Annotated in this window: 18 protein-coding genes; 6 read left to right on the forward strand and 12 right to left on the reverse strand. The window is 68.1% G+C overall.

Features of this window, described 5'->3' with window-relative positions:
- Positions 1-11 precede the first annotated feature (11 nt).
- Genes PV764_RS17815 through PV764_RS17825 form a run of 3 tightly spaced genes read right to left on the reverse strand, consistent with a single transcriptional unit; the run spans position 12 to position 3,051 of the window.
- Positions 12-758: a pseudouridine synthase gene (locus PV764_RS17815; protein ID WP_266084764.1), complete on the reverse strand. Its 747-nt coding sequence runs from the start codon at positions 756-758 to the stop codon at positions 12-14.
- Positions 755-2,413 carry a ubiquinone biosynthesis regulatory protein kinase UbiB gene (gene ubiB / locus PV764_RS17820; RefSeq protein ID WP_019184870.1) on the reverse strand — a complete coding sequence of 553 codons (1,659 nt, stop codon included), beginning with the start codon at positions 2,411-2,413 and terminating at the stop codon, positions 755-757. The genes PV764_RS17815 and ubiB overlap by 4 nt, the downstream gene beginning before the upstream one ends.
- The gene (locus tag PV764_RS17825) at positions 2,410-3,051 is read right to left on the reverse strand and encodes a ubiquinone biosynthesis accessory factor UbiJ (RefSeq protein ID WP_421117197.1); all 642 of its coding nucleotides are present in this window, start codon (positions 3,049-3,051) and stop codon (positions 2,410-2,412) included. Before PV764_RS17825 ends, ubiB begins: the two co-directional genes overlap by 4 nt.
- Positions 3,052-3,213: 162 nt before the next feature.
- Between PV764_RS17825 and ddlA the strand changes: the two genes are divergently transcribed.
- Entirely contained in the window at positions 3,214-4,320 is a 1,107-nt protein-coding gene (gene ddlA / locus PV764_RS17830) for a D-alanine--D-alanine ligase (RefSeq protein WP_046272276.1), read from the forward strand.
- 81 nt (positions 4,321-4,401) lie between these two features.
- Here the strand turns inward: ddlA and PV764_RS17835 are convergent, their stop codons facing one another.
- The 3 genes from PV764_RS17835 to oleC form a co-directional block, all read right to left on the reverse strand.
- The gene (locus tag PV764_RS17835; RefSeq protein ID WP_019184873.1) at positions 4,402-4,557 is read right to left on the reverse strand and encodes a DUF1328 domain-containing protein; all 156 of its coding nucleotides are present in this window, start codon (positions 4,555-4,557) and stop codon (positions 4,402-4,404) included.
- Between the two features lie 63 nt (positions 4,558-4,620).
- On the reverse strand, positions 4,621-5,631 hold the full coding sequence (gene oleD / locus PV764_RS17840; protein ID WP_421117199.1) for a 2-alkyl-3-oxoalkanoate reductase: 1,011 nt from the start codon (positions 5,629-5,631) through the stop codon (positions 4,621-4,623).
- Positions 5,628-7,283 (reverse strand): olefin beta-lactone synthetase, encoded by a 1,656-nt coding sequence (oleC, locus tag PV764_RS17845; RefSeq protein WP_421117200.1) that lies wholly within the window; start codon positions 7,281-7,283, stop codon positions 5,628-5,630. The genes oleD and oleC overlap by 4 nt, the downstream gene beginning before the upstream one ends.
- A gap of 103 nt (positions 7,284-7,386) precedes the next feature.
- Between oleC and PV764_RS17850 the strand changes: the two genes are divergently transcribed.
- Entirely contained in the window at positions 7,387-7,812 is a 426-nt protein-coding gene (locus PV764_RS17850; protein WP_421117201.1) for a YkgJ family cysteine cluster protein, read from the forward strand.
- A 163-nt stretch (positions 7,813-7,975) separates the two neighbouring features.
- Here the strand turns inward: PV764_RS17850 and PV764_RS17855 are convergent, their stop codons facing one another.
- The 4 genes from PV764_RS17855 to PV764_RS17870 form a co-directional block, all read right to left on the reverse strand.
- Entirely contained in the window at positions 7,976-8,866 is an 891-nt protein-coding gene (locus PV764_RS17855; RefSeq protein WP_019184877.1) for an alpha/beta fold hydrolase, read from the reverse strand.
- Between the two features lie 107 nt (positions 8,867-8,973).
- Positions 8,974-9,990: a 3-oxoacyl-ACP synthase III gene (locus tag PV764_RS17860; protein ID WP_019184878.1), complete on the reverse strand. Its 1,017-nt coding sequence runs from the start codon at positions 9,988-9,990 to the stop codon at positions 8,974-8,976.
- 112 nt (positions 9,991-10,102) lie between these two features.
- Entirely contained in the window at positions 10,103-10,420 is a 318-nt protein-coding gene (locus tag PV764_RS17865) for a DUF4156 domain-containing protein (protein ID WP_421117202.1), read from the reverse strand.
- Positions 10,421-10,547: 127 nt separating this feature from the next.
- Positions 10,548-13,439 carry a M16 family metallopeptidase gene (locus tag PV764_RS17870; protein WP_019184880.1) on the reverse strand — a complete coding sequence of 964 codons (2,892 nt, stop codon included), beginning with the start codon at positions 13,437-13,439 and terminating at the stop codon, positions 10,548-10,550.
- Between the two features lie 395 nt (positions 13,440-13,834).
- Between PV764_RS17870 and PV764_RS17875 the strand changes: the two genes are divergently transcribed.
- Both PV764_RS17875 and trmL read left to right on the forward strand, forming a co-directional pair.
- Complete coding sequence (locus PV764_RS17875; RefSeq protein ID WP_046272270.1) at positions 13,835-14,314, forward strand: hypothetical protein; 480 nt, start codon at positions 13,835-13,837, stop codon at positions 14,312-14,314.
- Between the two features lie 43 nt (positions 14,315-14,357).
- Positions 14,358-14,837 (forward strand): tRNA (uridine(34)/cytosine(34)/5-carboxymethylaminomethyluridine(34)-2'-O)-methyltransferase TrmL, encoded by a 480-nt coding sequence (trmL, locus tag PV764_RS17880; protein ID WP_019184882.1) that lies wholly within the window; start codon positions 14,358-14,360, stop codon positions 14,835-14,837.
- 104 nt (positions 14,838-14,941) lie between these two features.
- Here the strand turns inward: trmL and PV764_RS17885 are convergent, their stop codons facing one another.
- A complete protein-coding gene (locus PV764_RS17885) occupies positions 14,942-16,105 on the reverse strand; it encodes an acyl-CoA dehydrogenase family protein (protein WP_421117204.1) in 1,164 nt (387 codons plus the stop codon).
- Positions 16,106-16,378: 273 nt separating this feature from the next.
- Here PV764_RS17885 and PV764_RS17890 point away from each other — a divergent pair, with 273 nt between their 5' ends.
- Positions 16,379-18,055 (forward strand): electron transfer flavoprotein-ubiquinone oxidoreductase, encoded by a 1,677-nt coding sequence (locus PV764_RS17890; RefSeq protein WP_019184885.1) that lies wholly within the window; start codon positions 16,379-16,381, stop codon positions 18,053-18,055.
- A gap of 98 nt (positions 18,056-18,153) precedes the next feature.
- Positions 18,154-18,543, forward strand: a complete 390-nt coding sequence (locus PV764_RS17895; protein ID WP_019184886.1) for a c-type cytochrome — start codon at positions 18,154-18,156, stop codon at positions 18,541-18,543.
- 14 nt (positions 18,544-18,557) lie between these two features.
- Here PV764_RS17895 and PV764_RS17900 read toward each other — a convergent pair whose 3' ends face one another.
- Positions 18,558-22,130, reverse strand: a complete 3,573-nt coding sequence (locus PV764_RS17900; RefSeq protein WP_421117205.1) for an ATP-binding protein — start codon at positions 22,128-22,130, stop codon at positions 18,558-18,560.
- Positions 22,131-22,194: the final 64 nt, after the last annotated feature.

Consider the following 22,194-nt stretch of genomic DNA (forward strand, 5'->3'; position numbering starts at 1 on the left):
CCGTTGGTCGGCTATCGCACGTCCCAACCAAACAGATCCATCGCCTTGCGGAATTCCCCGTCCACCGGCGCGCTGATGTCCATCGGCGTGCCGTCCGGATGCGGGAAGCGCAGGCGCTCGGCGTGCAGCAGCATGCGGTGGATGCCCTGCATGCGGAAGCTGCGGTTGTGGCGACCGTCGCCGTGGCTGGTGTCGCCGATCAGGTGATGCGAGAGGTGCTTGAGGTGGCGGCGGATCTGGCGGAACCGGCCGGTCTGCGGCTGGCAGCGCAGCAGGGCGTAACGTGAGGTCTCGAACCCGCCCATCGGAATGGCGATCTCGCCCACGGCGACGCGCTGGAAGTGGGTGATCGCCTGCTTCTTGACCGGCTTGCCGGGGCCACCATCGAGGTCATGGTCGACGGTAAAGGCCTCGTCGGCCGGCCAGCCGCGGCAGATCGCGAGGTAATCCTTGGTGACGTCCCCACCCATCAGCGATTTGCCGAGCACGCTGGCGCTTTCGCGATCAAAGGCAAGCAGCAGGCAGCCGCTGGTGGCGCGGTCCAGGCGGTGGACGAGGAAGATCGGCTTGCCGAGCTGTTCGCGCAGGCGGTCGGCGAGGAAGTCGTCTTCGCCCCGGGCGAGCTTGCTGTCGTGGACCATCAGCCCGGCGGGCTTGTTGACCACGGCAAGCTGGTCGTCCAGGTGCAGCAGTTGCAGGGGCGGAAGCGCAACAGGCGCCTCGGCGATGGCCTCGGCCTGCAGCTCGATCGCGCTCATCGGCGCCACCAGGCACTGGCCAGCGAGAACACGCCCGCCGCGCCGGTCACCCAGCTCCACACCGGGGCATCGCCGAAGTACCAGCCGCCCGGCTGCAGGCCATACAGCACCGCAGCGACGATCATCAGGCCGACGCCGGCGATTGCGGCCACCGCGCGCTTCTGCAGCTTCTGCACGCTGACGTTCAGCGCCGCCAGATCGCGCGAGCGCATCGACAATTCGTGGTCGCCTTCCACCTGCTGACGCAGCCAGGCGTGGACCAGGCGCGGCATGTCCGGGGTATGCGTCATGATTTCAGGCAGGCGCTTGCGCACTTCCTTGAGCACGCGGCGCGGGCTGTAACGTTCGCGCAGGATGCGTTCGAGCACCGGCCGTGCGACCGCCCAGATATCCAGTTCCGGATCGAGCTGACGGCCGACGCCTTCGATGTTGAGCAGGGTCTTCTGCAGCAGGATCAGCTGCGGCTGCAACGTGAGCTCGTAACGCTGGGCCACCCGGAACAGCTTGATCAGCACCTCGGCCAGCGAGATCTGCGACAGCGGGCGGGTGAAATAGGGTTCGCACACCGAGCGCGCGGCCGCTTCCAGCTCATCGATGCGCACGTTGTTGGGCATCCAGCCGGCTTCGACATGCAGCGCGGCCATGCGCCGGTAATCCTTGTTGAAGATGGCCATGAAGTTCTCGGCCAGGTAGTACTGATCTTCTTCGGAGAGCTGGCCCATGATGCCGAAATCCAGCGCGATGAAGCGCGGGTTGTCCCGGCGCGCCGGATCGGTGTCGACCCAGATGTTGCCGGCGTGCGCATCGGCGTGGAAGAAGTTGTCGCGGAACACCTGGGTGTAGAACACCCGCACGCCCTTGGCAGCCAGGGCCTTGCGGTCGATCCCGGCCTTGTCCAGCGCGACGATGTCATCCGACGGGATGCCCCACACGCGCTCCAGGGTCAGCGCGCGTTCGGCGGTGTGGCTCCAGATCACCTCGGGCACGTACAGATCGTCCGAGTCGATCCAGTTGCGGCGCAGCACGCTGGCATTGGCGCCTTCGCGCTGCAGATCCAGCTCGGCGGCCAGGGTGTTTTCGACTTCGGCGACCACTTCGCGCGGGCGGATCTTGTCGGCGCGCGGGTGCGCGCGTTCGATCAGCGCGGCGGCCGACTTCAGCAGCGCGATGTCCGCGTCGATCTGCTTTTCAATGTCCGGGCGCAGCACCTTGACCACCACCTGGCGTCCATCGGCCAGCGTGGCCGCGTGCACCTGCGCGATCGAGGCCGAGGCCAGCGGCTGCAGATCGAAGCTGGCGAACGCTTCGCTGACCGGGCGGCCTAGCGCACGTTCGACGATCGCCTGCGCGGTGGCGCCATCGAACGGCTTGACCCGGTCCTGCAGCAGGGTGAGCTCGTTGGCGACATCGGCCGGGATCAGGTCGCGGCGGGTGGAGAGGATCTGGCCGAACTTGACGAAGATCGGGCCGAGGTCCTGCAGCGCCAGGCGCAGGCGCGCGCCGCGCGACTGTGCGGCGATGTCGGCCGAGGCGCGTGGCACGAACGGTTTTGCCAGGCGCAGCCAGCGTTCGGCCGGGGTGCCCTGGAGCAGATCGTCGAGGCGGTAGCGCAGGATGATGCGGCCGATGCGGCTGGCCCGGAAGATCGCCTTCATGCGCCCACCTGCCGCAGGCGCTGGACGCGCACGGCCATGCGTTCAACGTCGTCGCGCATCACGTCCACATCGTCGTGGAAGGCATCCAGTTCTGCTCGGGGTACCACGTCGCGCGACTCCTCGGTGACAAATTCAGCGGCGCTGTGCGCCAGGTCGGACGCGCCGCGGCGCGCGTGCTGCAGTGCCGAGCGCAGGGTGTTGGCGATCTGCACGCCCATCACCTCGCCGAACACGCGCACGAACGGCTGCTGCCAGTCCGGATCGAAACGGGTCGCCAGCTGCTGCAGGCGGCGGGCCAGTTCGGCATCACCGGAGACCTTGACCCGCCCGGCCGGCGCATCACCGCCACGGCGGGCGTTGGCCAGGAACGGCAGCTGGGCCAGCACCCCGCCCAGCGTGCTGCGCACGGCCAGGTCCGGCTCCTGCTGCGGATCGACCGGGCCGACCGTGAGCCGCTCACCGTCCACCCCGATCCGCATCGCCAGCGCGGGCGATTCAACGGTCAGGGCGATGTGGCGGCCATCCAGCGCGGCCAGCGCGCTGCGGGTGTCCGGGTCCAGCGCCAGTGCGCGGTTGAGCGTGAGCTGCAGCGCATTGCCAGCCAGCGGCTTGAGGGAAGAGAGCAGGGAACGGGCCATCACCGCATTCTACCGCGCGCCCTTGAACGGCGGGCGTTCGCTGGCATCACGCTTGGCCACGCGCCAGGTGCCCACCACATCGACACCGGACACGCGTTTTCGCGGGCGCCGACTCGGTTCATGCTATGGCTCCCCAACACAGCGACAGGAGCGGCAACAGGCATGGGCAAGACCCGGGTAGGCATCATCTTCGGCGGCCGGTCGGCCGAGCACGAGGTTTCGCTGCAATCGGCGAAGAACATTCTCGATGCGCTGGACAAGGACCGTTTCGAGGTCAGCCTGATCGGGATCGACAAGCAGGGCCAGTGGCATGTGAGCGACCCGCGCGACTTCCTGCTCAACGCCAGCGACCCCACGCGGATCGCGCTGCACCGCTCGGGCAATGCGGTGGCGGTGCGGCCCGGCCTGGAGCGGCAGCAGCTGGTCCCGACCGATCCGGCCACCGCGCTGGAGCAGATCGACGTGGTGTTCCCGATCGTGCACGGCACGCTGGGCGAGGATGGCTCGCTGCAGGGCCTGCTGCGCATGGCCAACCTGCCCTTCGTCGGCTCCGGCGTGCTGGGCTCGGCGGTGGCGATGGACAAGGACGTGGCCAAGCGCCTGCTGCGCGATGCCGGGCTGGCGGTGGCACCGTTCGCCTGCTTCAACCGGGTCAGCGCGGCGCGGGCCGATTACACCGCGCTGGTTGCCGAACTGGGCACGCCGCTGTTCGTGAAGCCGGCCAACCAGGGCTCCTCGGTGGGCGTGAGCAAGGTCCGCAGCGAGGCGGAGTTCCACACCGCACTCGCGCTGGCGCTGTCGTTCGATCACAAGGCGCTGGTGGAATCAGCGATCACCGGCCGCGAGATCGAGTGCGCCGTGCTGGGCAATGAACACCCCGAGGCCAGTGTCTGCGGCGAGGTGGTCGTGCACGATGATTTCTATTCCTACGACACCAAGTACATCAGCGAAAGCGGTGCGGACATCGTGGTGCCGGCGGCCATCACCGATGCCGAGCAGTCCCGTATCCGGGAGATCGCGGTGCGGGCCTACCAGGCGCTGGACTGTGCGGGCCTGGCCCGGGTGGATGTGTTCCTGACCCCGGCTGGAGAGGTGGTGATCAATGAGATCAACACGCTGCCCGGCTTCACCCGCATCAGCATGTACCCGAAGTTGTGGGCCGCCAGCGGGCTGGATTACACCGCATTGATCACGCGGCTGCTGGAACTGGCGATGGCCCGGCATGACCACGAGCGCGATCTGCGCAGCTCCATCGCAACGACGGCCTGATCATCGTCGCCGATGTCAGGCCGTCGTGGTTTCCGCAGCGCGTCCCACGCCGGAGAGAGGTGGCGTGGGACGCGCCGGACACTAGGTCCGCTTGCGGAACATCGACACCACCGCCAGGATCAGGAAGACGACGAACAGGATCCAGGCGACGTTGCTGGCAGCGCCGGCAATGCCCGAGAAACCAAGTACCGCCGCGATGATGGCGATGACAAAAAAGATGACGGCGTAATGCAGCATGTCGACCCTCGCGTTGATGCGTGCCGGAGTTGGCGTGGGTCCATGTTCACCAACCCGCGGTGTTCAGGGAGTGATGGATTCCTGTGCGTTCGATGAAGATGCCAGCCGCAGCAGCCCTTCTTCGATGCTGACCACGGGTACATAACCGAAATCGCGGCGGGCCGGTTCCATGCTGTACCAGTGCGGCGTGCACAGCTGTTCGGCCAGGAAGCGGGTCATCGGCGGCTCGCCGCGCAGGCGCAGCAGCGGCCACAGCCGCTCGCAGACCGCACCGATCCGGTAGGCGGTCCTGAAGCTGATCGACCGGGTCACCGGCGGGGCGTCCACGGCGGCCAGCAGCTTGTTGAGCAGCTCGCGCATCGGCAGCGGCTCGCCGTTGGAGATGAAGTACGCCTTGCCGGCGCAGGCCGCGCCCGGGGCCAGGTGCTCCAGGGCGAGGAAGTGGGCCAGTGCGGCGTTGTCGATGTAGGTGGTATCGACCTTGTTCTGCCCATCGCCGACGAAGCGCAGGCGGCCGGCGCGGGCGCGCTCGGCCAGGCGCGGCACCAGCTGCTGGTCGCCCGGGCCCCAGATCAGCCGGGGCCGCAACGCGACGGTAGCCAGCTGCGCATCGTTGGCGGCCAGCACGCGTTGCTCGGCGATGGCCTTGGTGGCCGCATACGGCGCCTGGAAGTTCTCGCCATAGGGCACCTCATCGGCGCCCAGGCCCTCGACCGGATGGGTGGCGCGATGGGTGACGCTGGGCGTGGAGGTGTAGACCAGCTTGCCCACGCCGTGCACGCGGCAGGCCGCGATGACGTTGTCGGTGCCGACCACGTTGGCCTGGTGGTAGCTGTCATAGCTGCCCCAGGCACCGGCCTTGGCGCCATTGTGGAAGACCGCATCGACCCCGGCCACCGCGTGCATCACCGCCTGCGCATCGGCCAGGTCGCCGCGGATCTGGCCCACGCCCATCGCCTGCAGCGCAGGGTAATGGCCGCGGTTGAACGCCAGCACCTGGTGGCCGCGCTCGATCAACCCCTTGCACAGGGCCTGGCCAAGGAAGCCGCCGCCACCGGTAACGAGGATCTTCATGCGTGCTGCTCCAGTTGCGCGGTGGCCCAGACCGCGAGCTTCTCGCGGCCGATCTTGGCGTTGTGGCGGATGTCGACCGGGAAGCCCGGGTGGGGCAGGAAGCGCTCGATGCGCGCGGTATGCGCGTGCGCGGCGGCCTCACGGCGCAGCCGCTCGACCAGCCCTGGGGAATCGACGGTGCCGGGCTGCAGTTCGTAGCACAGCACCGGCCGCTGGCGGCCCGGCGGGCCGACGCCGACCAGCGCGGTGCGGGCGATGCCGTCCAGTGCGTTGAACACCGGCTCGACCTGTTCGGTGTACAGCGGGCCGTGCGCGGTTTCCACGCGCTGGGTCTTGCGCCCGCAGAACCACAGCCGGCCCTGCGCATCGAAATAGCCGACGTCGCCCATCCGGTGTACGACGCGCGTGCTGCCGTCGGCGAGGGTCTCGGTGATCTTCGCCGCCGCGGTGGCCTGCGGGCGGTTGAAGTAGCTGTCGGTGGCAGTCGGACCGGCCACGGTGATCTCGCCGACCTCGCCGGCGGCCAGCTCGCGGGCCTGCGACCAGCCCGGCAGCGGCGCGTCATCGATGGCGATGATGCGCACCTGGTTCGGCGCGACCACGCGGCCGACGCAGGTACCGGCGCCGGCCTCGGTGGCCTGGCGGGTGTTCTCCAGCTCACGGCCTTCGATCACCGCCACCGGCAGGCACTCGGTGGCGCCGTAGGGGGTCCAGAACTGGGCGTCGTCGGGCAGCAGGCGGCGGATCCGCGCGACCACGTCCGGCGGCACCGGTGCCCCGGCCGAGGTCACCCGGCGCACGCCGGGCAGCGGCTGGCCGTGATCGGCCAGCACCCGCATCAGCGCCGGCGAGCCGAACAGCTGGGTGACACCAAAGCGGTTGATCGCGTCATGCAGCTTGCGCGGGTCCGCCTGGGCCGGCCGGGTCGGATCCATGTCCGGGATTACCGAGGTCAGCCCCAGCGCCGGATCAAACAGCGCGAACGGCGGGAAGGTCGGCAGGTCGACCCCACCCGGCTCCATCCCGAAGGCGGCACGCAGCAGCTCGACCTGGCCCACGAAATGACGGTGGCGGTAGACCACGCCCTTGGGCACGCCGGTGGAGCCGCTGGTGAACAGGATCGCGGCGACGTCCTCGCCATCGGTCGGGGCCAGCGCAGGCGCCACCGTAGCGCCCTGGGCTTCCAGCCGGGCCAGGGTGGTGCCACCCCAGCCCCAGCGGCGGCCAACGGTCACCAGCAGGCGTGCGGAGCGGCACCAGCGCAGCGCCAGGCGCGCCACGTGGGCCAGGCCGATGCCGATGAAGGCCTCCGGCTGGGCCTCGTCCAGGCATTGTTTCAGCGCGCGCTTGTCGATGCCCGGGTCGACCAGCACCGGCACCGCGCCGTTCTTGAACAGCGCAAACATCAGCAGGAAGAACTCCGGCGAGGGCCGCACCATCACCACGGCGCGCACGCCGCGGCCGATGCCGTGCGCGGCCAGACCGGCCGCCATCGCGTCGCTGCGGGCGTTGAGGGTGCGGTAATCCAGGGTGACGTCGTAGCGCGCCATGCCGCCGGGCCCGGGCGTGCCGGGGCAGCGGATGGCGATCTGGTCGGGGCGTTCACGGGCCAGCTCGGGCAGGCGCGCGGCGATATTGATGGCGCTGTTCATCCGTTCATTGTCGCCGCTGCAGAAAATTCTTGCGCGCCGGCCGTTGGCGTGGAAAATTCGCGCCCTTCCCTCCTGCTTCGCTGCCGCCCAAGGCCGGTGCCCCATGCCCCATCCCTGCCTCACCTGCGGCGCCTGCTGCACCCAATACCGTGTGGCCTTCCACTGGATGGAATCGGACGAGGTCACCCCGGGGGGCGTCCCGCACGAGCTCACCCAGGTGCTGGACCCGCACCGGCTGTGCATGCGCGGCACCCTGTCCAAGCCGGTCTACTGCGTGGCGCTGGACGCGGAGATCGGGGTGTATTCGCGCTGCAGCATCCACCCCAACCGCCCCAGCGTGTGCCGTGAGGTGGACGCCTCGTGGGAGTGCGGCAAGGCCAGCCCGCAGTGCGACAAGGCGCGCATCGCGCACGGCATGCCGGCGCTGACCCTGGCCGACTGGCGCTGGCGGGACGAGGCGGGCAATGATGATGATCATCCCGATGACAACGGCAATTCGCCGGCCCCGCAGGCGCCGATCGCGGCGTAGTTGGGGGCGCCGGGGTCAGGGCGCGGGGCGGAAGCAGCCGACCGGAAAGCAGCCGACCAACGGTTGGCTCTACCGGGGATGGGGCAGCCGACCAACGGTCGGCTCTACCGGTGAGGGTGCCTACCGGTTGATGGTAGGTGACGACCGTGGGTCGTCACGCCGATCAGAGCGGGTTCGCGTCCAGGAAGGCGCGGATCTTCGGCACCAGCACCTCGTGCTTATCCTCCAGCACGTAATGCCCGGCATCCTCGAAGGCATGCACCTGCGCCTGCGGCAGCGCGGCCTGGAAGCCCTTCAGGAAGTGATGGTCGAACACGAAATCGCGCAGGCCCCAGCCGATGAACGCCGGGCGGTCGGCGTAGCTGGGCAGGGTCTGGCCGGAACGCTCCAGCAGCGACCAGGCCTTGTCGGCCGGTGACAGCGGGATGTCCTGCATGAAGCGGATGGTGCTGATGCGGTTGGCGTAGCTGTTGTAAGGCGACACGTACGCGCGGCGCACGTCCGCCGGCATCTTCCGTTCCACGCCCAGCCACGAAGCACCGGAGGAGAAGGCGTTGAAGGTGCGGATGAGCCACTCGCCAATCTTCCAGTGGCGACCCAGCGCGATCTGCCACGGCATCTTCTTCGCGGCCGGCATCGGGAAGGCGGCGGTGTTGAGCACCACCAGGCGCTTGACCTGCGCGTGGTGCGACAGCGCCCAGCCGAAGCCGATCATGCCGCCCCAGTCGTGCACGGCCAGGGTCACCGGGCCGGTGATGCCCAGGTGCGCGAGCAGCGCGTCCAGGTCATCCACGCGCGATTGCAGGGTGTAGTCGTAGTGCGCATCATCGGGCTTGTCCGACAGGCCCATGCCGATATGGTCCGGCACGATGCAGCGGTACTTGTCCGAGAGGCCGGCCACCAGGGTGCGCCAGTAATAGCTCCACGACGGGTTGCCGTGGACCATCACCACCACCTCGCCATCGCGCGGGCCTTCGTCGAGATAGCTCATCGACAGGCCGGGGCGCACCTGGAAGCGGTGCGGATGGGCGGGGTAACCGGGCAGCTGGGGCATTCAATCGCACCTGTGAAAAGGGCCGGCAGAACCGGCCCTTGATGTTCAATTCCGGCGCGGCAGACACGGCCCCGGAAGCAACGCCGCAGCAGGCTGCGGCCAATGGGTTACCAGACCACTTCGGCCATCGAGCAGTTCAGGCCCGAGCCGATGCCGAGCAGCGCGATGCGATCGCCCTTCTTCAGCTTGCCCAGCTGCTTGAGCTTGCTCAGCACGATCGGCACCGAGGCCGGGCCGATGTTGCCGTGCTCGCCGAAGATCGTCATCACCTTCTTCGGGTCGATCCCGAAGTTCTTGATGAAGGCGGCGGTGTGCGGCTGGCTGACCTGGTGGATCACGAACTGGTCCAGTTCCTCCACGGCCCAGCCCAGTGCTTCACGGGCGGCGACGAAGGTCTTCTGCGCCAGCTTGATGCCTTCGATCAGCAGCATGCGGGTGTCGGTGACCATGCGGTCCAGGTTGCCGCGGCACAGCTGGTTCCACTCGGTCGCCGAGCGGGTCACGCCACCGCGGTAACGCGGCGCGTCGGGCACCAGCTCGGTGCGCGCCATGACCATCGCCGCGGCACCGCAGCCCAGGGTCAGGGCGGCCATCTCGTTGCGGAAGTCATCGGCGGTCACGCCCGGCAGGGCCATGCGCTCGAGGGTCTTCTCGTACACCAGGTTGGCGGTTTCACCGTCGACGATCAGCGCGTAGTCGATCTCGCCGCGTTCGAGCATGCGGGCGGCGATGTCCATGCCGTTGATGAAGGCCAGGCAGGCATTGGCGACGTCGAAGGTCATGCATTCGTCGCCCACGCCCAGGTTGCCCGAGACGATGCTGGCCGTGGACGGCTCCAGATAGTCGCGGCTGACCGAGGTGTTGACCAGCAGGCCGATCTTGTCGGCGCCGATCCCGGCGTCTTCCAGGGCTTTGCGGGCGGCCAGCGTGGCGGCGTCGGAGGCCAGCATGTCGGCATCCCACAGGCGGCGGGCGTGGATGCCCGCAATATCGCCGAGCACGTCGGTACGGATGCCAAGGCGATCCAGCGTCGGCTTCAGACGTTCGTTGATTTCCTTGGACGTCAGCGTGTGCGGCGCGTCGATGTGCGCCAGGCCGGCGATCGAGACATTCTTGAAGAGCATCAGTTAGCGCCAAGGCTCAGGCGAAGGGGGCGCTATTGTAAGCCGGCACGGCTTTCACCGCACCTTTACGAATTCACGCCCGGGCGTATGGTCCGGGCGCGGGGTGAAGGGTTCAGCGTGGCGGGCACTGGAAAGCCAGGAATCGCTGGCTGCCATCGGCCGGCAGGCCCGAGGCCTGCACGGCGTTGGCACCGGCGCTGGGGGCCTCGTTGCGGGCCAGGGTTTCCAGCTCTTCCTGCACGCGCAGCGGGTTGCGGTTGTAGAAGCCGACCTTGCTCTTCACGGTCACCACCACTTCGCCCTTGCTCTGGCAGCCGCTGGGAACCGCACCGGCCGGCAGCACGCGGACCGTCTTGCCGGAGGATTCGATCGGCACCCAGGTGCAGGCGGCAACGCTGAGGATCAGGGCGGACAGAAGCAGAATGCGCATGGGCAAGGCCTGGCTGGAATACGTAAGGGAGTGTGCGGGAAACAACTGAATCGGGGGTGATCAGGTGCCGGGTGGGTCCCCGGCACCTGAGCGGCTGGCGGGCGCGGTGGCCGGCCAGCGTTGGGCGTCACCGGCCCTTTGGTGCCGCGGCAGCCGGCGTGGCCGGAGTGGCCGGGGCGTCGACCACCTTGCCTTCGGCATCGATGACCTGCACCTGGCCAAGCTTGAGCGCACGCACCGGGGCCTCGGTCTGCTTGAGGTCACCCACCACCACCCAGGTCAGCGCGTTCGGGTCCAGCGTGGCCGCGGCCTGCTGCACCTGGGCCGGGGTCATCGCTTCGATCTCGGCCTTGCGCTGGACCACGTAATCGTCCGGGCGCTGGTAACGCACGATCCCGCTGATGGTGCCCATCACCGCGCTGGCGGTCTCATAGGCGCCGGGCAGGCTCAGGTTCTGGATGTTGCGGATACGCGCCACTTCGGCCGGGGTGGCCGGCTTGGCGCCGCTGGCGAACTCGGCGATTTCCTTCTGCATCTCCTGCATCGCCTCGGCGGTCTTGTCGATCTGCACCGGCGCGCGGGCGCCCCACGGGCGCTGGCCCAGGGTGTTGCTGGCGCTGCTGCCGGCCCCGTAGGACCAGTGCTTCTGCTCACGCAGGTTCATGTTCAGGCGCGAGGTGAAGTCGCCGCCGAGCACGCCGTTGGCGATATCGAAGCGGGTCGAACCCGGGTCCCTGGACGAGGGCACCACCTGGCTGGCGAACAGGTTGGCCTGCACTGCGCCCGGCTGATCGATCAGGTACACGCGGGCATGCGCCGGACGTGCGACATCCACCGGCGCCTTGACCTCCGGCGCCGGACCTTCGGCCCTCCAGTTGCCGAGCTGGCGCTCCAGCAGCGGCACGATTTCCTTCAGCGTGGTGTCACCCACCACGATCAGCGTGCCCTGCTCCGGGCGCAGCCAGTCACGGTGGAAGTCGACCAGGTCTTCGCGGGTCATGGACTGGATGTCCACTTCATTGCCGCTGCCGGTGAACGGGATCGCATACGGATGGCCCGCGCCGTACAGCAGGGTCGGCATCACCCGCATCGCCACCGCGCTGGGGTTGACCTTCTCCTGCTGGATGCCGGCGATCCAGGTCGCCTTGACCCGGTCGATCTCGGTCTGGTCGAAGCGCGGCTGGCGCAGCATGTCCGCATACAGGGCCAGCGACGGGGCCAGGTTTTCCTTCAATGCGGACAGGTACACGCTGGTGCTGTCCAGCGAGGCCGAGGCATCGAGCTTGGCGCCCAGTGCATCGGCCGCATCGGCGAACGGCAGCGCACCGAGCTTGCCGGCCCCTTCGGTGAGCAGGCCCATGGTGAAGTTGGCCGTGCCGGACTTGCGGCCCTGGTCGGCGGTGAAGCCCCCCGGGAATTCATAGCTGAACTGCACGACCGGGATGTCATGGCGCTCGGCCAGGATCACCTGGGTGCCGTTCTTGAGCGTGGCGCGGCGCAGTTCGGGGAATTTCAGGTCCGGGAAGGTCTTGGTCTGCGGCACGCCGGTGCTGCGGTCGACCTGCTTGGGCAGCGTGGTGAAGCGCGGATCCACGGCGGGCACGGTGAACGGCTTGGGCGTTTCCGACGGCAGTTCGGCCAGGGCAACGCGCGCGCCCGGCTCGACCACGATGGTGTGATCGCCAACGCCCAGCCACTTGGCACCGACATCGCGCACCTGCGCGGCCGTGGCCCCATCGATGGTGGCCAGCGACTTGCGGAAGCAGCCCGGGTCACCTTCGTATACGGTGCACTCGGCCAGCGCGTCGGCCTTGCCGCCGAAGCCACCGATGCGCTCGATGCCGCGGATGAAGCCGGCGCGGAAGGCGGTCTTGCCGCGGCTCAGCTCGTCGGCGGTCGGACCGTCCTTGGCCAGACGCTTCACTTCCTCATCGATGATCGCCTCGACCTTGGCCGGGTCCACGCCCTGCTTGACGCTGGCCATGATCACGAAGTTCGAGCCCAGCTGCGAGCTGTAGGCGCCGGCGCTGATGTTGTCCACCAGCTTGTCCTGGTGCAGCAGGCGCTGGTCCAGGCGCGAGGACTTCGCACCGCCAAGGACCTGCGCGAACAGCTGCAGCTGATCGATGTCGGTGGTGCCGACCTGGGCGACGTTCCAGGCGCGGTAGATGCGCGCCTGCGGCACCTTGTCGGTCATCACTTCGCGCGTGCTCTTCTCGCGCTTGGCCACGTCGACCTTGGGCTGGGCCATGCTCGGGCCGGCCGGGATGTCGCCGAAGTACTTGGCGACCTTTTCCTTCGCGGTGGCCACGTCGATATCACCGGCCAGCACCAGCACCGCATTGTTCGGGCCGTACCAGGTGCGGAACCAGGTCTTCACGTCGTCCAGCGAGGCGGCGTTGAGATCGTTCATGGAGCCGATCACGCTGTGGTGGTACGGGTGTCCGGCCGGATACATCGCGCGGGTCAGCTTTTCCCAGACCTGGCCATAGGGCTGGTTCTCGCCCTGGCGCTTCTCGTTCTGGACCACGCCGCGCTGCTCGTCCAGCGCCGCCTGGTCGATCGCCCCGAGCAGATGCCCCATGCGGTCGGACTCCATCCACAGCGCCATGTCCAGCGCGGTGGTCGGCACGTTCTCGAAGTAATTGGTGCGGTCGGTATTGGTGGTGCCGTTCTGGCCGGTCACGCCAACCTGCTTGAAGGGCTCGAAGTATTCGCCGTCGTGGTTCTCGCTGCCCTGGAACATCAGGTGTTCGAACAGGTGCGCGAAGCCGGTGCGGCCGGCGGGTTCGTCCTTGCTGCCCACGTGGTACCAGATATTCACCGCCACGATCGGCGCCTTGCGGTCGGTGTGCACCACCACGCGCAGGCCATTGGGCAGGGTGAACTGTTCGAACGGAATGTCGACCTTGGCCGCCGTGGCCGGCTTGGCCAGGACCGGTGCCGGCGCGAACGAGCCCAGGGCGGCGGAAAGCGCTACAGCCAGCAGCGCGGCACGCGGTCGAAGTTGGACGGTCATTCCGGTTCCTTGGTCATGAAAGTGAAGCCGGATGCTAGCGCGCCGCCCGGGCAAAAGGCATCGGCCAACAGTCATTGACCTGCCGATGGCGGCGGATCCGCCACGAACCGCACATCCGAGCGTGGCCGCACGCGGCCGGGCGGACAGTCCGCGGCCCTGCGGCGGACACGTGTCCGGACATCGGACACCGCCACTTCGCAAAAAACCCTTTTAAATCAATGCGTAAAAGTTGGCACGCGACCTGCTTGGTACATGGCAAGGGAAACAAGGATCAAACCGAAACTGACTGGATGCTGAACAGCAACAAGAATAATGAAATTGTTCTTGCAAGCCCAGAATCGGTGTACTACCTTACTACCACACCACTGCTCACCAACACTAAACAGGACCTCGCCATGAACACCAAGACTCTCGCCATCGCCATCGCCTTTGCCGCCGGTTCCGCGTTTGCTTCGTCGGTGCAGGCCGCCCCCGCCATCGTCACCCTGGACACCGTGCAGGTCCGCCCCTCGGCCGACCAGATCGCCCAGGCCGAGGTTGAGCGCACCAGCACCATCCCGACCCTGGCCGTCGTGGAAGTCCGTCCGACCGCTGGCCTGATCGCCGAGTACCGCGCCGAACTGGCCGCCAACCGCCGCGTCACCACCCTGGCCGCCGTGGAAGTGCGTCCGACCGCCGAACAGCGCCAGGCCCTGGCTGCCGAACAGACCAACGACCGCGGCTACGTCGCCACCTTCACCGCTGCCGCCACTGCCGTGGCCAACGAAGTGATCATCAACCTGCCGACTCTGCAGGTGCGTCCGTCGGCTGCCGACCTGCAGGCCCTGGCCCTGGAAACCGCCGCTGCCGCCGCCACGACCCTGATCCGCCAGTAAGCCGCAGCTGCGGTCTTCCGCAGCCACGGCGTACACTTCGCCGATGACTGCCACGCCCACGTTCCATGTCGTCCTGTTCCAACCCGAAATCCCGCCGAACACCGGCAATGTGATCCGCCTCTGCGCCAACACCGGCGCGCGGCTGCACCTGATCGAGCCGCTCGGTTTCGACCTGAGCGACAAGCAGCTCAAGCGCGCCGGCCTGGACTATCACGAATACGCTCGGCTGCAGGTCCATCCTGATCTGGAAACCGCCCTGCAGGTCATTGCGCCCAAGCGCCTGTTCGCGCTGAGTACCCGCGGCAGCGTCCGTTACGACACCCAGCAGTTCGAAGACGGCGATGCCTTCCTGTTCGGCCCGGAAACCCGCGGCCTGCCCCAGGACCTGCTCGACAGCCTGCCCCACGGCCGCCGCCTGCGCCTGCCGATGCAGCCGGACAACCGCAGCCTCAACCTGTCCAACACGGTCGCCGTGGTGATGTACGAGGCATGGCGCCAGAACGGGTTTGCCGGCGGGGAATAAAATGCCGTGCCGACCAACGGTCGGCACCTACCGGTGACACAGGCACCTGCCGGCCGTGTAGCACCTGACCGTTGGTGTAGCACCTGACCGTTGGTCAGGTGACCTCAGAACGCATTGATCCCGGTCAGCTCGCGGCCGATCACCAGCTGGTGCACGGTCTCGGTGCCCTCGTAGGTGATCACCGATTCCAGATTGAGTGCATGCCGGATCGCCACGTGTTCGGTGGTGATGCCGGCGCCGCCGAGCAGGTCGCGACATTCGCGCGCGATGTCGATGGCCATGCGGCAGTTGTTCCACTTGGCCAGGCTGACCTGCTGCGGCTGCAGTTGGCCGGCGTCCTTCAGGCGCCCCAGCTGCAGGGCCAGCAGCTGCGCGGTGGTGATCCGCCGCGCCATGTCGGCCAGCTTGATCTGCGCACTCTGCGTGGCCGCCACCGGCCGGCCGAACAGCACCCGCTGCTTGGTATAGCCCAGGGCTTCATCCAGGCAGGCCACCGCAGCGCCGATCGGACCCCAGCTGATCCCGTAGCGCGCCTGGTTCAAGCAGCCCAGCGGCCCCTTCAGCCCCTGCACGTTCGGCAGGCGGTTACGGTCGGGCACGCGCACGTTGTCGAAGAACAGCGCACCGGTCAACGAGGCGCGCAGGCTCATCTTGTGCTTGATCTCCTGCGTGGTGAACCCGGCCATGCCCTTTTCCAGCACGAAGCCCTGGATGCCATCGTCGGTATGCGCCCACACGATCGCGATGTCGGCCACCGGTCCGCTGGTGATCCACATCTTGCTGCCGTTGATCAGCCAGTCACCGCCATCGCGCACCGCGCGGGTCTTCATCGCCGCCGGATCGGAGCCGCCATGCGCCTCGGTCAGCCCGAAGCAGCCGATCACCTTGCCGGTGGCCATGTCCGGCAACCAGCGCAGCCGCTGTTCTTCGCTGCCGTAAGCGTAGATGGGGTACATGCACAGCGAGCTCTGCACCGAAACGAAGCTGCGCAGGCCCGAATCGCCGCGCTCCAGCTCCTGGCAGATCAAGCCGTAGCTCACCGCATTGAGCCCGCCGCCGCCGTACTGCTCGGGCAGGCTGGAGCCGAGCAGGCCCAGCGCGGCGATCTCGGGAATCAATTCGTCCGGGAAGCGCCCGTCGTCGAACGCATCGCCGATGATCGGCAGCACCCGCGTATCGGTGAAACGCGCCACCGTCGTCTGCACCGCGCGCTCCTCCTCGCTGAGCAGCGAACGGATATCGAACAGATCGAACGGATTCAGTGACATGGCATCCCGGCAGGTGGCGGTGGAACAGGCTCCCATTGTGGTCGTTGTGCGCGAAGCGGCCAAGGGACGGCGCGGCAGCGCGGATGCTGCGCCGCAGCATCCTGGTATCGAACGCGCGGCGACACCGCTGTCATCGTCGGCGATCTAGGCTTAAATGCGCCGTGCCGGTACTCTGGCGCAATGATCCACCGTTTCGCCGTGGTGTGACACGCGCGATTCCCAGGCAACCGCCGCCGTTCAACCCGCGGCACTACCCACGAGTTACGCAGCCCCATGAGCGAAGAAATCAACGTCCTGCCCCCGCGTGAAGTGATGGAATTCGATGTGGTGATCGTCGGTGGCGGTCCCGCTGGCCTGGCCACGGCGATCCGGCTGCGCCAGCGCGCCATCGAAGCCGGCCGCGAGCTGTCGGTGTGCATCCTGGAGAAAGGCTCTGAACCCGGTGCGCACATCCTCTCCGGTGCGGTGATGGATCCGCGGGCACTGAGCGAACTGTTCCCGGACTGGGCCGAGCGCGGCGCACCGCTGAAGCAGAAGGTCACCCGCGACGAATTCCTGTTCCTCAGTGAAGCCGGCTCGCGCAGCACGCCCAACGCGCTGCTGCCGGAGTGCTTCCACAACGAAGGCAACTACATCGTCAGCCTCGGCGAGGTCACCCGCTGGCTGGCGCAGCAGGCCGAGGCGCTGGAAGTGGCGATCTTCCCCGGCTTCCCCGCGGCGGAGGTGCTGTACAGCGAGGACGGTGCGGTGATCGGCGTGGCCACCGGCGACATGGGCATCGAGAAGAACGGTCAGCCCGGCCCCGCGTTCGAGCGCGGCATGGCGCTGCACGCCAAGTACACGATCTTCGCCGAAGGCTCGCGCGGCCATCTCGGCCGCCAGTTGATCGCACGCTTCCAGCTCGATGCCGGCAAGGATCCGCAGGCCTATGGCATCGGCATCAAGGAGCTGTGGCAGATCGATCCGGCCAAGCATGAGCCGGGCCTGGTGGTGCACGCGGCCGGCTGGCCGCTGGACAACGACACCTACGGCGGCGCGTTCCTGTATCACGCCGAGGGCGGCAAGGTCTCGATCGGTTATGTGGTCGGCCTGGATTACAAGAACCCGTGGCTGAGCCCGTTCGAAGAGTTCCAGCGCTTCAAGACACACCCGGACATCCGCAAGCACCTGGAAGGGGGCAAGCGCATCGGCTACGGTGCGCGCGCGATCACCGCCGGTGGGCTGATGTCGCTGCCCAGGACGGTGTTCCCCGGTGGCGCGCTGGTCGGCTGCGAGGCCGGCTATCTCAACGTCAGCCGGATCAAGGGCAGCCATGCCGCGATCAAGACCGGCATGCTCGCCGCCGATGCCGCCTTCGATGCGCTGGTGGCCGATCGCCAGCACGATGAATTGAGCGCCTATCCGCAGGCGTTCGAGACCAGCTGGCTGCATGCCGAACTGCAGCAGGCCAAGAACTTCAAGCAGTGGTTCAAGAAGGGCCAGACCGTGGCCACGTTGATGACCGGCATCGAGCAGTGGCTGCTGCCCAAGCTGGGCATCCGCAATCCGCCGTGGACGCTGCGCCACAGCACCCCGGACCACGCCTGCCTGGAGCCGGCCTCCAAGCATGCGAAGATCAACTATCCCAAGCCGGATGGCGTGCTCACCTTCGATCGGCTCAGCTCGGTGTTCCTGAGCAGCACCAACCACGCCGAAGACCAGCCCAGCCACCTGACCCTCAAGGACGCCAGCGTGCCAGTGCGGATCAACCTGGCCGAGTACGCCGGTCCGGAAGCGCGCTACTGCCCGGCCGGCGTGTACGAGTTCGTCGGCAGCGATGGGCACGAACAGCTGCAGATCAACGCGCAGAACTGCGTGCACTGCAAGACCTGCGACATCAAGGACCCGACCCAGAACATCGTGTGGGTGACCCCCCAGGGCGGCGGCGGCCCGAACTACTCGGGCATGTGATCGGCATGGCCTGCGACCACCGGTCGCAGGCCATCAGGCGCGGCAGGCACCGCCGCGCTGGCTATCCTGAGCGTCCTGTTGGACGTGACCGTGGCGCCATGGCCCCTGCTTTCCGATCGACGTTGGCGTTACTGGCCTGCCTGCTGCTGGCGGCGTGTTCGCGCACCCCGCAGACGCCGGAGCAGGCCCATCAGCAGGACCTGCAGCGCGCCTTTGCGATCTGTGCCGGCTGCCACACCGTCAGCCCGGGTGGCGTGCATCGGTTCGGCCCGAACCTGCATGGCGTGATCGGCCGGCGTGCCGGCAGTGTCGCCGGCTATCCGTATTCCAACGCGATGCGCGATGCAGGGCTGACCTGGAACGAACAGACCCTCGATGCGTTCCTGCGCTCGCCCACGCAGGCGGTGCCGGGCACGCGCATGGTCAACTCCACCGCTGACCCGGAGCGCCGGCGGCAGGTGATCGAGTATCTGCAGCAGCAGCGATGACCGGCAGGCGCCGGTCAGGACGCCTGCAGCTGCACCAGATAAGCGCGCAACGCCGCATCGAATGCGCTGACCGCCTCGGCGTGCGCCGCCACGCCTTCGTCGTCGACGCGTTCCATCAGGCTGCGCGCCTGCAGCGCCAGCGCGTCGGCCCCCAGCGTTGCCAGCCCCCCCACCAGCCGGTGCAGCACATTCACCAGTGCGGGCCCGGCCTGCGCATCCAGGGCTGCCTGCAGCGTCACCAGATCCTCGGCCGAGGCGGTGCACAGGCTCTCGATCAGCACGCCGGCCACATGCTCCGAACCAAACCGGCGCACCAGCGCGGCCCGGTCCGGCGGCGCGTCATCCGCACCCGGTGCCTGCTCCGCGCCGGACAAGGGGCCATCCCCGTCCGGCAGCCACTGCAGCAGTGCCTGGCGCAAGGCGCCCAGTGAGACCGGCTTGGCCAGCAGATCGTCCATGCCGGCCTCGCGGCAGCGCTGCAGATCGTCCTCCATCGCGCTGGCGGTCAGCGCGATCACCGGCAGCCGGGCACCGCCGCGGTCACGCTCCTGCTCGCGGATGCGGCGGGTCATGGCATAGCCGTCCATGACCGGCATCCGGCAGTCGGTCAGCACCAGGTCGAAACGGGTGCGCGCCAGCAGCGCCAGTGCCTGTTCGCCGTTCTCGGCCAGCACGTGTGGCAGGCCCAGCTGTTGCATGCGCCACCCCATCAGCGCCTGGTTGGTGGGATGGTCCTCCACGATCAGGATGCGCCGCTGCTGCAATGCGGCCGGCAACGGCACCGCCTGCGTGTGTTCTTCGGCGGCGCCGGGCTGTTCGTCCACCGGCACCACCGGTACGGCCAGCAGCACCTCCACGCGCGTGCCCTCGCCGGGGACGCTGTGCAGCGTCAGCGTGCCATGCATCATCGCCACCAGGCGCTGGCAGATGCTCAACCCCAGCCCTGTGCCACCGTACTGGCGGCTGGTCGCCGCGTCGGCCTGTACGAACGGCGCGAACAGCCGTTCGCGCTGCTCGGGCGAGATGCCGATGCCTGTATCGCAAACGGTCAGGCGCAGCCGCTGCGCGCCGTGGGCATCACCGTCGAGCACCTCCAGCGCGATGCCGACCTCGCCGGCGCGCGTGAACTTGATGGCATTGCTGAGCAGGTTGAATGCGATCTGCCGCAGGCGCATGCCGTCGACCAGGTGCATGGCCGCGAGCGCGTCGTCGATCTGGATCTGCAGCTCCAGCCCCTTGGCCACCGCCTGCGGGGCAAGCAGCTGCTGCACGTTGCCAAGCAATGCGCGCAGGGCGACCGGATGCGGTTGCAGGGACAGCGCGCCGGCCTCGATCTTGGAGTAGTCCAGCAGGTCATCGAGGATCTGCCGCAGCATCTGCGCCGAGTCCTCGATCACGCTGATGATGCGGCGCTGTTCGCCATCCAGCGAGGTGTGCGAGAGCACCTCCACCATGCCCAGCACGCCGGACATCGGTGTGCGGATCTCGTGGCTCATCGTGGCCAGGAATTCGGATTTGGCGGCGGTGGCGCGCTCGGCGGCCGCCTTGGCCAGCGCCAGCGCGTCGGCCTGTGCGCGCGCCTCGGTCACATCGATCCAGTAGCCGCTCCACAGCAGCACCCCGTCCTCGGCGTCGTAGGGCAGCGCGCGCGAACGCACCCAACGCAGCATGCCCCCTGGGCGGGTGCGGAATTCTATGTCCACCGGGGCGAAGTCCCGCGTGGCGCTTTCCAGGGCCTGGCGCACATTGGCGCGATCACGCTCGTCGATGCGCGCGATCAGCGCGCTTTCATCGGCCATCGCCTCGGCCGCGGTGAGCCCGAACAGCGCTTCGGTGTCACCGGCGATGTACGGCAGCGACAGCCGGCCATCCCGTTCGCGACGGCCCTGGTACACGATCGCCGGCAGATTGTCGGTGACGTCGGCCAGGCGCTGCTCGGCACGGCGGCGCATCGCTACCTCACTGCGCAGGCGCCAGTGCCCCCACCCATGGACGAGCAGTGCGGTCAGCAGCACCAGGGCCAGCGGCACCGCCCAGCGCGCGGTCGCGCGCCAGTCCAGATCGCTGCGGTACTCGGCCGACAACCAGTCGCTGCGGATCGCTTCGTGCTCGCGCGCGCTCATGTTCACCAGCAGGCGGTCGAACGTGGTGGCCAGGGGTGCGTACTGGCGCTTGACCGCCAACGACAGGCGATCGCTGAATCCCGCCGGCGCTGCCACGTGCAGCTGCGCGGGATAGTGATCACGCACGATGCGATCGATGACGGCCAGGTTGCCGATGTACGCATCGGCGTCTCCCTTGGCCAGCCGTGACAGCGCCAGTTCGGCGCTGCGCGCGGGCACGATGCGCGCATTGGGGGCCTGCTGCAGGACATACCCGCGCAACCGTTCCGGATCGGACAGCAGGATGCTGCGGCCATCCAGATCGGGCACGCCCAGCACCGACGCACTGCCACTGGCCGTCACCACGACGTTGGGAACGGTGATGAAGGGCTGGCTGAACACCCAGCCGTCGCCCAGGTAGTTCGAATCGTTGGGGATGCCCATGATCGCGTCGACCTCGCCGCGGCGCAGCTGCTCGCGCACATCGAACCAGTCGTGCGCCGGCACCCGCGTGAGCTGCGCCCCTACCGTGCGCAGCAGGCGCAGGTACTCGGCCGAGACACCGCTGGGCCGGTCGGCACTGTCGATGAAGGCCAGCGGTGCCGCGTTCGGCGCGAAGGCCAGGCGCAGGGGGGTGGCCAGGACACGCCTCTCCGCATTGCCCAGGATCACCTGCGACTGCACCGACCATCGCGGCGTCGGGAGCCAGCGCCGTTCCAGGCGCTCGCGCTCGGTCTCGGCGAGCGCGGCCAGGCCCATGTCCAGCGCTTCAGCCAAGGGCTGCTTGGCGTTGGGCACACCGAAATGCAGCCGCTCCGGTGGCAGGTCGCTGGGGCGCAGCAGGCTGACATCGGTCAGCCGTCGCTCGGCGATCAGGGTCGTGGCCACATACGCGTTGCCGATGTAGACGTCGGCCTCGCCGCTGCCGACCATGGCCAATGCGGCGGTGGTGCTGGCCGCGGTCACGCGCCGGGCGCCGGGAAAGCGCGAGCGCACTTCGTCGCTGGTGACGAACTCACGCTCGGTGACCACGCGCAGGCCGCGCAGGTCAGGATCAGACGATGCCCGGGTTTCGCCGGGGCGACCCACCAGCGCCAGTGGGGCTTGGGCGTAGGGGCGGGTGTAGACCATGCAGCGCGTACGATCGGCGGTGAGCGTGATGTTCATCACCACATCGACTTCACCCCGGCATGCCGCCTCCAGGACCTCGGTCCAGTCGCGATACATCCGCACCTGCACCTGCACCCCCAGCTGCCGGGTCAGCAGGCTGAGGTAGTCGTAGCCGAGGCCGACCGGCTTGCCGTTCTGCATGGACTCGAACGGCGGCCAACCGCTGTCGTACATGCCCAGGATGATGGTAGGGTGCCTGCCAAGCCACTCGCTCTGGTGGGGGGGCAAGGGAGGCGACGCAGCCGCGGATACCTGCATGCCCGTCGCCATCGCGAGCACGAACAGAACCAGCCAGCGAATGACGTGGGTACGCATGCTGCCTGATCTCCGTAGAATGACATCCCCATCCCGGCACGGCCCGACGGCTGCCTCACAGGCA

The sequence above is a fragment of the Stenotrophomonas sp. AS1 genome (assembly GCF_048957655.1).
Lineage (GTDB): Bacteria > Pseudomonadota > Gammaproteobacteria > Xanthomonadales > Xanthomonadaceae > Stenotrophomonas > Stenotrophomonas bentonitica_A.